Source organism: Solibacillus sp. iso_87, from assembly GCF_056173085.1.
The window spans coordinates 313,059-325,741 of the sequence record NZ_CM149656.1; the positions used below are offsets into that span (position 1 = coordinate 313,059).

The following is a 12,683-nucleotide window of genomic DNA, read 5'->3' on the forward strand; positions in this document are numbered from 1 at the left end:
TAAATCAACGTTTCGGGGGTAAATAAGACCCAAGAACCCTTCCCATTTCTAATTTTTATTAAGTAAATTAAAACTGTTTATAACAGATTGCAGGAAATGAAATTTTTGAAGTTACGCTTAAGAATTATGATTAAAAAAGAAAAATTTTTAGAGGTTGAAAGAGATTTTCTGTTTTAGTTACTTTAATGAAGCCTTTAAAAAAGACCTAAAAATCACATAAAAAATGGAACTGGAGGAATATGTATAAAAATACTTGTCCTTTCTTTATACTCAAATAAATTAATTGACGTGTTACGTTCTGTTCTCTAAAGTCAAATTAGTGATAAGAAAAGAGGCGAATTTTTATGAAAAAAATAGATCCGAAACAATTATCCGAACGTGAAAATTATAAATTTTTGATTGGCTCGATTATTCCGAGGCCGATCGCTTTTGTTACATCCGTTTCTGAAAAAGGTGTCGTAAACGCTGCACCATTTAGTTTCTTCAATATAGTGTCTTCAAATCCTCCTATGATTTCGGTAAGTATCCAAAGGAAAAAAGGGGAGAAAAAAGATACGGCAAGAAATATTATTGAAAAAGAGCAATTTGTTGTTCATATTGTCGATACTGAAAATGTTGAGCAAGTAAATGAAACTGCAGCTAACTTGCCGCCAAATGAAAGTGAAGTAGCACTTGCGGGAATGACATTGGTAAAGAGTGAAAAAATCGATGTTCCAGGTGTAAAGGAAGCGAAAGTCCGACTGGAATGTGTCCTTGAAAAAGTGCTGGAACTTGGCGGCAATGATGAAACTGCAGGCAGCGACCTAATCATTGGAAAAGTCGTCTACTATCATATAGAAGAAACTCTGTATGAAGATGGTCGAATTGATCTGGAAGGACTTGGCGCAATCAGTCGTCTTGCTGGAAATGACTATGCAAAAATCGGTGAACAATTCACAATTAAACGCCCGGAGTAATAAAGGAGAATAACGAAGATGCAAATCAAAACAATTGAATTATTTAATATCGAATTACCATTAATTGAACCGTTTATCGTAAGCTACGGGACTTATCCGAATATGCCGTCGATTATTGTAAAGGTGACAACACAATGCGGTTTAGTCGGCTGGGGTGAGGCAGTGCCGGATGAACATGTGACAGGTGAAACATTGGAAGGCACTTATGCTGTATTGAAACATACGCTGGCGCCAGCAATGATTGGGGAAAACCCGATGAACTTTGAAAAAATCCATGCCAAAATGGATGAACTCATTTACAGTGCACCAGCTGCGAAAGCGGCAATTGATATCGCTTGCTTTGATCTGACAGGAAAAAAACTTGGTGTACCTGCCTATCAGTTAACAGGCGGGCGTTACTATGAAAAGTTCCCGATTACACATGTGTTAAGTATCGGAACCCCTGAAAAGATGGCAAATGAAGCGGCAGAACGTGTAGAAATGGGTTACAATTCATTCAAAATGAAAGTCGGTCGCGATGTAGCGAGTGATGTTGCCCGCATTAAAGCAGTGCGTGAACGTGTTGGAAATGAAATTGCCATTCGCGTTGATGTTAACCAAGGTTGGGTAAACAGTTCAACGACGATGCAAGCAGTTCGTGATCTGGAGCAATTGCACATCGACTGGCTGGAACAACCGGTGCGTGCGGATGATATTGATGGCATGGTTGAAATTAAATCGAAAACATCGATTCCTGTCATGATTGACGAAGGTTTACGCGGTGTACGTGAAATGCGCGAAATTATTGCAAAGCGTGCAGCGGACAAAGTGAATATTAAATTGATGAAATGCGGGGGAATGTATCCTGCGATGAAGCTTGCACATATGGCAGAAATGGCGGGAATTGAATGCCAAATCGGTTCAATGGTCGAGTCTTCGGTTGGTTCAGCGGCAGGTTTCCATGTTGCCTTTTCGAACAAAGTATTTACGAGTGTGGAATTAACAGGTCCGTTAAAATTCTCAAAAGATATCGGAAACCTTCAATATAATGTCCCGTATATTCAGTTGAATGAACGTGCAGGTTTAGGTATTGTTGTTGACGAAGCGGTTTTAGCGGAATTAACACGTGACCATAGTGTGGTGCAGTAAATGATTGCGTCAGGATTTTTAGGAAATGAACGATATGAAGTGTATTTATTGGATGAGACCAATATACCGGAATTAATCACTTTGCAGCAGGAAGTAGTCGATGCACTGCCGGACAAAGCGATATTGCAGCCACTAGATAATGAAGAGCTGAGCTTTATTTTAAGTGGGAACGGACTGATGATTGGGGTTTTCGTTGAAGGAAAATTAATCGCCTTTCGAGCATTGCTGGAGCCAATGATTGATGAAGAACATTTAGGCTATGATATTGGACTGGAAACAGAGGAAGAACTGCGAAAGGTGCTGTATCAGGAAATATCCAATGTTCATCCGGATTATCGCGGTTATCGTTTGCAGCGTACGATGGCAGATATCATTATGCAGCAAGTAGATGAATCGAAATTTAATACCGTTTGTGCAACGGTCATGCCGGGCAATATCGCAAGTTTGAAGGACAAGTTTTCGCAACATATGCATATTGCAGCATTAAAGCTGAAGTATGGCGGGAAACTGCGCTATGTGTTTATGAAGTCACTTCCTTATAAGGGATATGAGTGGACTGAAGAACGAATTGTCCCAATGGAAAATACTGAGGCACAGCAGCAAATTCTAAAATCAGGTTTTATCGGTATATCGATGAGAGCGGATGGGCCAGACTGGCTTATTCAATATGTAAAATAATAAAGGATGTGGCGATAATCAGTTATTCGCCATATCCTATATCGATTTAATTCCGTCCATGTTGTATGAATACTCCTTTAAATATCATTGTCGTCAAAGCAATCTAGATCGTAGCAATCACTGTTATCTTCGTATAGGTAAGATACGTCATTTTCGTCAGATGCAATGTAAGTATAGTTTGGCATGTGTATCAACTCCTTTTCATAATTATAAAATATTCAGAAAATTAAGTAAAGTACTTTTTTGAGGGGAACAAACTTAGAAAATTGGCGATAAATGCCGTAAAATCTATATTTTTAGGCATTGGTTTCGCTTTCATTTCTATAAAATTACTATTTATTTGAATCGTTTTCATACAGGTTTTCATACATAATTGGCCATTTCTTCTCTGGTTTCATGGCAAATGCAACTGTCTTAATAATTTTATTAATACTTCAGGACAAAATTCTCTAATGTAACATAGAGGATTTTTTCTTTCTTTAATAGTTATAATATTCAATGTGAAAGATTAATATACTATATATGAGTCGCGTTTTATATAAATTCTGTATTTTAAAGAATAATTTTCTGCTTTATGTTAATATGTTTGTAATTAATTACAGATGGGGTGGGAAGCATGGAGCAACATATCTTTGTCTCGAAACTTATACCTCCGACACCAGTCAATAACTATTTAAGAAGAGCAAAGTTAATGAAAATGCTTTCAGATTGGCCGTATGCAAAGTGTACCATTTTACATAGTAGCGCAGGTTACGGGAAAACATCGCTTATTAGCCAGTTTTTAAGTGATCAAAAAAATAAATCCTCCTGGTATCAGATTACGCCGGATGATGACTCGATATTTCCGTTTTTACGTCATTTTATCTATAGTATTCAGCAGCATTTCCCGTCGTTCGGAGAAAAATTAAAAGGCTGGGATGAGACATTAAAGTTTCATAATATGGAAGAGTTACTGCAGCTTTCAAAACAAATCGCCAATGAGCTGCACTATATAAAAGAACCCTTTTTAATTGTACTGGACGATTATCACCATGTGTCACACGTATTTCCGATCAATTACATTATGAATCAGCTGCTTCAGTTTTTACCTGCCAACCTCCATATCATTGTCGCAACGAGGAAAATGCCTGAGTGGAGCTGTTTGTTGACGCTTCGTATGAATAATCAGCTGATTGAATGTTTAGAGCCGGAATTCACTTTTTCAGAAGAAGATGTACAATATTTATTTGAAGCTTTTTTTGACCGGCAAATAACGGACGAACAAAGCGAATTTATTATGCAAATGACTGAAGGCTGGGCGATGGCAATTATGTTGCTTGGCTATAAAGCGAAATATAGTCAGGAACAGCTCATCGATATCGCGGAAGGGTCGGTCGGGAATTTTTTTGCTTACCTTTCTGCGGAAGTATTCGATAAGCTGGACGAGCAACTGCAGCTTCAGCTTTTGAAGCTTGGCATTCATCAAGTAATTTCCCTTGATGTCATTACAGAGTTGTATGGAGTGAAATGGATTCAGCAAGTGATGCCAAAGTTGGATGATCTTGCATTTATAACACCATTGGCTGGAGGAACAAAATATCGGTTCCATGCACTGTTCCAACAGTTTTTGCAGCAACGGCTGAGCGAACACTATCCGGATCTGCATGAGGAATTCCATGAACAGGCTGCCAGGTATTATGCTAATCAAAATTTAGGTGTATTAGCTGTCACACATGCAACCCAGCTGAAAAAAAACCGGTACTATATCGAGTTACTGATGCAATTTGCACCAAAGTTTATTGAAGCAGGGCAATTTGAATTTTTACTCGAACGGCTGAAAGATTTTGCGATTGAAGAAAAACCTTATCAGCTTCTTTATTATGAAGGGGAATGCCAGCGTTACCGTGCGCAATATGAACGGGCAAAAAATGCGTACAATGAATGCTTTATAAAAGCGCAGCTGCAGCAGGACCGGTTGTTTTTAATGCGTTCGCAGTTTGGGTTGGCCAATATATATTTGGATACCCTTCAGCCGGTTTTTGCGGAACATCATTTACAGCAGGCGATTAGCTTATTAAATGAAGTAAACGTGAGTGATACAGAACGTCATCTTATTAATAGTTTATATACCGAAAACCTCATTAATTTAGGGAAAGCGGGGGAGGCACTGCGCTGGAGTCAGTCGCAAAACCTGCAGTTAAGCATTAATAATATCGATGCGCGTCTTTATTTGCGCCACGGTCAGCTGGACAAAGCGAAAGAGTTGCTGAATGCACGTGTGTCAAACCCGTTCCAATGGGAAGAAGCACACCGCACGACCGATTTACTGCTAGTTTTGATCGATGTTTTAATGGGTGAAAATACACAAGCCTATAGCCGAATTATAGAAGGCGGAAAAGAAGCGCTCGTTGATATGCCGTATACACTAGCGTTGACAAAGCTGCGTAAAGGGCTGGCGCTGCTAAATATGGAGATGAAAGATTTTGAACGTGCGAAAGGCTGTTTTGATGAGACACTTGAGCTCCTCAATCTCATTCATGTAAAACGCATTACTGCCGAGTGTTATATGGGGCTTATTTTGTATCACCGCGATAATGTGTTTGAGGCGAAGCGCAATGCACAAATAGGACTTAGGGAAACGAATAAAGTACAGGACTTCTGGATGTCGGCATTACTATTGACGGCTTTGACTAAAGTGCTGGCAGAAAACAGCCAGTTTGAAGAAGCGATTGATACGGCAAAACAGGCGATGTCATATTATGAGCGTAGTGAGGATACGTACGGTCAGATGATTTGTTCCTTTTGGCTGGCGTATTGTTTTGCCAAATTAAATGATCAAGAACCTGCGTTAACATATCACTGTCGCTTTTGGGAATTATGTGTGTTTGATTATCCGTTTTTCATGGAGAAGAAAACCCTTTTTGGACCGCGCTATTTAATCGTATTTATTCAACTCGCAAAACAGTTGCAGCAGGAGACGCTCGTATTTAGCCAGTTAAATTTAGTTGCAGCACCAAGTACAGAGCTTTCATTGACGTTATTTGGCCCAGTGCAAATTTACCGTGAGATTGAAATGGTTCAAGATAAAGAATGGAAGCGTTTGAAAGCGAAGGAACTTTTTTTGTATTTATATATTCACCGTGAGCAGTTTGTATCACGCCAGCAAATTTGCGATGCGATCTGGCAGCAGGATGAAGAAGCGATGCAGCGTGATTTTAAAGTTGTTTTTAATGCGATGTTAAAAGCGTTGGAGCCGACAAGATCGGCGCGTGAAGAAAGTAACTTTATTAAACGCCATCAGCATTTATATAAACTGGAAGATAGCTGGATTCATAGTGACGTTGCCCATTTTACGTCTTATGTGCAGCGCGGACTGGAAGAAAAGGCCGCAAAGCTTTCAAATGAATGGCTGAAGCTGGCGATGCGGCTTGTGGATGGAGAGTTCTGTTCTGACATGGAACGGGAATGGCTTGAACCTATAAAGGCGCATTATAATGAACAAATACTGCTCATTTTAGAGCGTGTCGCCCAAAATTACGTTCGCCTGCAGCAGTTTGAGAAGGTGATCAGATGGGCAGACCGGATTATTGCACTTGATGACGGTCATGAAGAAGGCTACCGGCTGCTCATGCTTGCCCATTACTATTTAGGGAACCGCCGGGAAGCAATCAAACATTATGAGCGCTGTGTAGATGTGCTGGATGACCAATATAAAATCACGCCGATGGAACCGACCGAGCGTCTGTATGAGCTTGTGTTGAAGATGTGAATAGATAGATTGAGAGCTATGTTGAAGATGCAATTCAACATGGCTTTTTTTACTGCCTTTTTATTAGAACATTCGAGCGGGTCAACCGCCCGATATATTAGAAAATCGCAATTATCATTAGAACAATTTAATTTTTATTAGAACAAATCAGCTTTTATTAGAACAAATCTCCAGCAATTCGCGCTTCCCGGGAGTCCCTCTTAAATGTAACTCATTTGTAACTTCGCGATGTTACATTACGGTTAAGCAGATAGCTATGCTGAAAATTTTGCTAGGAGGGACATTGAATGAAAAAGCGTTTATGGTTAATTTTTGCGGTATTATCGATTTTCTTATTGGTTGCATGTAACAGTGATTCAACAGACGGCGATGATTCATCAACTACAAATTCAGCTGAGCAAGGTGAGAGCGGAACAACGGAAACAGCTGCATCCACAACTCCAATTAAAGTCGGTGTACTTGCATCGTTAACGGGAGCTCTTGAATCATATGGTAAGCAAACGAAAAACGGATTCGAATTAGGTCTTGAATATGCGACAGACGGCACGATGGAAGTGGAAGGAAGTAAAATCGAAGTCGTTTGGGAAGATACAGAAACGAAACCTGAAGTAGCCGTTCAAAAGGCAACGAAGCTTTTAGAGGATGACGCGGTTGACTTTTTAGTTGGTTCATCAAGTTCAGGTGACACATTGGCAGTACTACCACTAGCAGAAGAATACGAGAAAATTATGATTGTAGAACCAGCAGTAGCTGACAGTATTACAGGTTCTGAGTTTAACCCTTACATTTTCAGAACGGCGCGTAACTCTTCACAGGATGCATACGCAGCTGCAGCGGCAATCGCTGGAGAAGGTGTAAAAATTGCAACGTTCGCACCGGATTATTCATTCGGTTGGGATGGTGTATCGGCATTTAAAGCAGCAGCTGAAGGATTAGGTGCTGAAGTTGTATTAGAGGAATATGCAGATCCGGCTGCAACAGACTTTACGTCAAACTTGCAAAAAATTATTGATGCGAAACCGGACTTCTTATTCGTTGTATGGGCAGGGGCGAACTCTCCTTGGAACCAAATTGCGGATCTAAAACTGCAGGAAAAAGGGATTAAAATTTCAACTGGTGCACCGGACATTATTGCACTTCAATTTATGGAGCCATTAGTAGGTATGGAAGGATTCTCTGTATATCACCATACACTACCAAAAAATGAAGTGAATGATTGGTTAGTAGAAGAACATATAGCACGATTCAATGGTGAAGTTCCTGATCTATTTACACCGGGTGGATTTACAGCGGCAGTTGCAATTGTAGAAGCATTGAAAAAATCAGGTGGAGATGCGGACGGAAATACGTTAATCCCATTAATGGAAGGTATGTCATTTGAAACACCAAAAGGAACGATGACATTCCGTGAAGAAGATCACCAGGCATTACAAACGATGTATGCAATCCGCCTTGAAAAAGTAGCGGAATTTGATTATCCGGTACCAGTATTACTACGTGAATTACTTCCAGAAGAAACGGAACCTCCTATTTTAAACTAGTAAATAAGTGAGGCTGTCTAAAAAGTGTTGAGCTTTCAGACAGCCTTTTGTTATAAGGGTTTCCATGGAGTTTATACGAAATGGAATGGTTTATGTAAATGAGTTGATTGGAATGGAGGGGAGGCGACTCCAGCGGGAACAGCAAAATTTATTTTGCGACGAAAGCGTAGCGTCAGGAGCACCGACGCCTGAGACGCTCGTGTAAGGCCATGCCCGCGGAAAGCGTCCGACCCGTAATGGAAATCAACTAAGAGAGGGTGAGATGATGGAACCGATTTTAAAGACGAACAATTTATCGATTAAATTCGGCGAGCATAAAGCGGTAGACAGCATTAATTTTGAAATGACAGCAAAGCATTTTAAATCCATTATTGGGCCAAATGGTGCGGGGAAAACAACATTCTTCAATTTAATTAGCGGCGAGCTGGAGCCGACTGAAGGAGATGTGTTCTTTAAAGGACAATCGCTTCAAAAAAAGTCATCGGTGGACCGGACGCGATTAGGAATTGGAAGGTCATTTCAGATTACAAATGTATTCCCGAATTTAACGGTGCTGGAAAATGTGCGCCTTGCTGTGCAATCGAAACGAAAAGTGCGCTTCCATATGCTCAATCACTTTTTGAAATATAAAGAGATTACAAATGAAGCGGTTGAAATTTTGGAACAAGTGCTATTAACAGACAAAATGCAACAAGTGGCGAATCATCTTTCACACGGTGAAAAAAGAAAGCTTGAAATCGGAATGTTACTGGCACTTGATACTGAAATTTTACTATTGGATGAGCCGACAGCGGGCATGTCATTGGAGGAAGTACCTGCAATATTGGATGTGATTCGTTCGATTAAGGATCGCGGCGATAAAACGATTTTATTGATTGAACACAAAATGGATATGATTATCGATTTGTCCGACTCGATTATGGTGCTATTTAACGGTGCGCTGTTAGCCGATGGGTCACCTGAGGAAATTATGAACAATGAAACGGTACAACAAGCGTATTTAGGAGGCCTTGCATATGAGTAATATTTTAACGCTGGAGCGTGTGGAGACATTTATTTCACAATATCATATTTTGCAAGGCATCAATTTTGAAGCAAAAGCGGGAGAAGTGTCAGTTTTACTGGGGCGGAATGGTGCAGGGAAAACGACGACACTTCGCACGATTATGGGATTAACGCCGGCATCAAAAGGGGTGATTCATTTCGACGGGAAAGATATTACGAAAATGACGCCTTATGATATTGCGAATAGTGGTATTGGCTATGTGCCCGAAGATCAGGGTATTTTCGGACAGCTTACAGTAGAGGAAAACATGAAAGTGGCAATCCGAAAAGAAACGGACGCAACAATGCAAAAGCAAGCGTACATTTTAGAGTTATTCCCGGATTTGAAAAAGTTCTGGAAAAAGCAAGGTGGCAATTTATCGGGTGGTCAAAAGCAAATGCTTGCGATGGCAAGGGCTTTTGTCAATGACAGCAAGCTGCTTTTAATCGATGAACCATCCAAAGGCCTTGCACCAATTGTTATTGAGAAAGTAATGGAAGCTATTACTGAAATGAAAAAGCATACATCGATCGTACTTGTCGAACAGAACTTTATGATGGCGAGTAAAATCGGCGATACATTCACATTAATCGATGACGGGCGGACTGTGCAATCAGGGGAAATGCACAGTTTAATCGAAGACGAGCAGCTTAAGCGTAAATATTTAGGAATCGGATAAGGAGGGGAAGCGGATGGAACTAATAATCAGTTTAACGATAAATGGACTAGCGACAGGAATGCTTATTTTCTTACTGGCAGCCGGATTGACGCTTATATTCGGGTTAATGGATGTGCTGAACTTTGCCCACGGCGGACTGTTCGTATGGGGTGCCTATACAGGGGTGTTCACATATTTATGGAGCAACAGTTTTATAGTCGGAATTGTTGTCGCGATTCTCACTGGTCTAGTTCTTGGATTTATTACGGAAAAGCTTATTATAAAGCCGGTTTACGGAAATCACGTACAGCAGATTTTAATTACGCTCGGGTTCATGCTCGTGCTGCAGGAAATGATCAAAGTAGTTTTCGGTCCAAACGGTGTACCTGTTAAAGTTCCTTCTTATTTGGCAGGCAGCTGGCAAATTGGTGATTTAACGATTATTAAATACCGTATTTTTATTATCGTTGTAGGTTTTGCTTTATTCGGTGCTCTGTATTTCATTTTAAATCGTACGAAAATCGGATTGGTCGTTCGGGCTGGTGTTATGAACCGTGAAATGACACAGGCAATAGGTATTAACATTAAGCGCGTATTTTTAATTGTCTTTATGTGCGGTGCGGCATTGGCGGCATTGGGCGGAATGCTGATGGCTCCGTATTCAGGGGTTGTTTATGCGGAAATGGGAATGGAATATGCGATTTTAGGATTTATCGTTGTAGTAATCGGTGGAATGGGAAGTTTCCAAGGTTCATTAATGGCAGCGATTTTAGTAGGGCTTGCCGGAAGCTTTATGGCGTATTATGTGCCGTTTCTATCAGTTGCGGTCAATATGATTTTAATGGCAAGTGTCCTGATTTTCCGTCCACAAGGTTTATTCACAGTTGCGAAGGGGTGATTCTATGTTAAAACAGCCATTAATTTTATCGAAAATGAATTTAGTGTTTGCAGTCGTAGTAGGAATCATGGCCGTATTACCGTTTGTACTGGATTCTCGAACGATGACGATTTTATTAACGCAGTTTTGTATTTTTGCAATACTCGCGATGAGTTACGATATTTTACTAGGTTACACGGGCATTATTTCATTCGGTCATGCGATGTTTTTCGGGATCGGTGCGTATACGACAGCAATTATGCTGAGCGATTTAGGTCCCTCAATCGGTATATTCGCAGCTTCAATTGTAGTAGGTATCGTGCTATCCGCAATTATTAGTGTAATAAGCGGCGCATTGACGCTTCGTTTGAAAAGTCACTTTTATGCAATGTTTACGCTAGCGATTTCAGGGTTGTTTTTAGTGCTTGCGGAAAAGTGGCGTACGGTAACGAAAGGAAATGACGGATTTACATTCCGTGCACCGGAACTGTTTCGTGAACGACTGTATTTTTACTTTTTAGTGCTCATTTGCCTCGTTGTCATTTTCATTTTACTGAAACGAATTGTTGCATCACCATTCGGAAAAGTGCTTGTTGCGATTCGTGAAAACGAGCAACGTACACGATCGCTCGGGTTTAAAACGTTAGGCTATAAAATCATCGCTTCTGTTATTGCGGGTGCTGTTGCAAGTTTAGCAGGTTCGCTTTACGCGATATCGTTGCGCTTTGTCAATACGAGTGTTCTGACGATGGACATTACACTTGATGCACTGATGATGACGATCATCGGTGGAGTTGGAACGCTAATCGGACCGATCATCGGGGCAGGTGTCATTGAATTTGCCCAGCATTATTTATCAGGTCTTGCAAGAGACTATCCTATTTTTGAACGATGGATTATTTTCTTCGGTATTCTGTACATTTTAGCTGTAATATTCTTCCCACGAGGCATCGTAGGTACAGTTTCAATGCGCTACCATGAGTGGAAGATGAAAAATGGGCAAAAAACAAAGGCATCTGTAAAGCTTCGTGAAAAGGAGATACAGCGATGATCGGAATAACAGGATTAGGAATGTATTTACCTGAAGGAAGAATGACCGGTGCCCAAATTGCGAAGAAGGCAAATATCCCGGCAACTGTCGTTGAAACAAAAATGGGCATTATTGAAAAAGTGGTTGCTGGTCCAAATGACCACCCGGTTGAAATGAGTGTAAAAGCGGCGAAGGAAGCGATTTCCGAAGCACAAGTGGATGCAAAAGATATTGATGTCGTCATTTATATCGGGGAAGAGCATAAAGAATACCCGTTATGGACGGCTGCCATTAAAATTCAGGAAGAAATCGGGGCGGTGAACGCTTGGGCTTTTGATGTCCAGCTTCGTTGCGGTACGGCAATTATGGCAATGAAAGTAGCGAAAAGCTTAATGCTGGCAGATGATTCAGTTAAGACAGTGCTGCTGGCTGGAGGTTATCGCAATCATGATTTTGTCGATTACGAAAATGAGCGGACACGTTTTATGTTTAATTTAGGCGCAGGTGCAGGTGCGATGATTTTACAGGAAAATGCAGGCGGACACGAAGTACTGGAAGCTGCGCTCATTACAGACGGTTCATTTTCGGAAGATGTCGTTGTTCCGGTAGGGGGTACAAAGGAACCGCTAACGGTTGACCATATACAGGAAGGCCGCTATATATTGGATGTTCTCGATCCTGAAGGCATGAAGCTTCGTTTGGAGCAGAAATCATTAAGCAATTTTTTAAAGGTAATTCGCCAATCGCTGCAGAAAAGTGGATATAGCGAAAATAATTTACATTATGTTGCGATGCTCCATATGAAAAAGTCTGCACATGACTATGTATTAAAAGAGCTCAATTTATCAGAAGAGAATTCGATTTATTTATCGCATTACGGGCATATCGGGCAAATCGATCAGATTTTATCTCTTTGCCTCGCGCGTAAGGAAGGGAATCTGCAGGAAGGGCAAATTGTTTCATTAGTGAGTGCAGGTATAGGCTACGCATGGGGTGCTATTACAGTAAAGTGGGGGGCTTAA

At 40.7% G+C, this 12,683-nt stretch carries 10 protein-coding genes; all 10 read left to right on the plus strand.

Going from position 1 to position 12,683, the window contains the following annotated elements:
• Window positions 1–344: 344 nt before the first annotated feature.
• Window positions 345–956 (plus strand): flavin reductase family protein, encoded by a 612-nt coding sequence (locus tag AC0VXV_RS01590; RefSeq protein WP_475530053.1) that lies wholly within the window; start codon window positions 345–347, stop codon window positions 954–956.
• Between the two features lie 18 nt (window positions 957–974).
• Entirely contained in the window at window positions 975–2,084 is a 1,110-nt protein-coding gene (locus AC0VXV_RS01595) for a mandelate racemase/muconate lactonizing enzyme family protein (protein WP_475530054.1), read from the plus strand.
• A complete protein-coding gene (locus tag AC0VXV_RS01600; protein WP_475530055.1) occupies window positions 2,085–2,762 on the plus strand; it encodes a GNAT family N-acetyltransferase in 678 nt (225 codons plus the stop codon).
• A gap of 616 nt (window positions 2,763–3,378) precedes the next feature.
• Complete coding sequence (locus tag AC0VXV_RS01605) at window positions 3,379–6,510, plus strand: BTAD domain-containing putative transcriptional regulator (RefSeq protein ID WP_475530056.1); 3,132 nt, start codon at window positions 3,379–3,381, stop codon at window positions 6,508–6,510.
• Window positions 6,511–6,797: 287 nt separating this feature from the next.
• Complete coding sequence (locus AC0VXV_RS01610) at window positions 6,798–8,051, plus strand: substrate-binding domain-containing protein (protein ID WP_475530057.1); 1,254 nt, start codon at window positions 6,798–6,800, stop codon at window positions 8,049–8,051.
• A gap of 265 nt (window positions 8,052–8,316) precedes the next feature.
• Entirely contained in the window at window positions 8,317–9,075 is a 759-nt protein-coding gene (locus tag AC0VXV_RS01615) for an ABC transporter ATP-binding protein (RefSeq protein ID WP_475531381.1), read from the plus strand.
• Window positions 9,068–9,775: an ABC transporter ATP-binding protein gene (locus AC0VXV_RS01620; protein ID WP_475530058.1), complete on the plus strand. Its 708-nt coding sequence runs from the start codon at window positions 9,068–9,070 to the stop codon at window positions 9,773–9,775. The genes AC0VXV_RS01615 and AC0VXV_RS01620 overlap by 8 nt, the downstream gene beginning before the upstream one ends.
• A gap of 13 nt (window positions 9,776–9,788) precedes the next feature.
• A complete protein-coding gene (locus AC0VXV_RS01625) occupies window positions 9,789–10,652 on the plus strand; it encodes a branched-chain amino acid ABC transporter permease (protein ID WP_475530059.1) in 864 nt (287 codons plus the stop codon).
• 4 nt (window positions 10,653–10,656) lie between these two features.
• Window positions 10,657–11,682, plus strand: coding sequence for a branched-chain amino acid ABC transporter permease (locus AC0VXV_RS01630; RefSeq protein ID WP_475530060.1), 1,026 nt, complete (start codon window positions 10,657–10,659; stop codon window positions 11,680–11,682).
• Complete coding sequence (locus AC0VXV_RS01635) at window positions 11,679–12,683, plus strand: 3-oxoacyl-ACP synthase (protein ID WP_475530061.1); 1,005 nt, start codon at window positions 11,679–11,681, stop codon at window positions 12,681–12,683. The genes AC0VXV_RS01630 and AC0VXV_RS01635 overlap by 4 nt, the downstream gene beginning before the upstream one ends.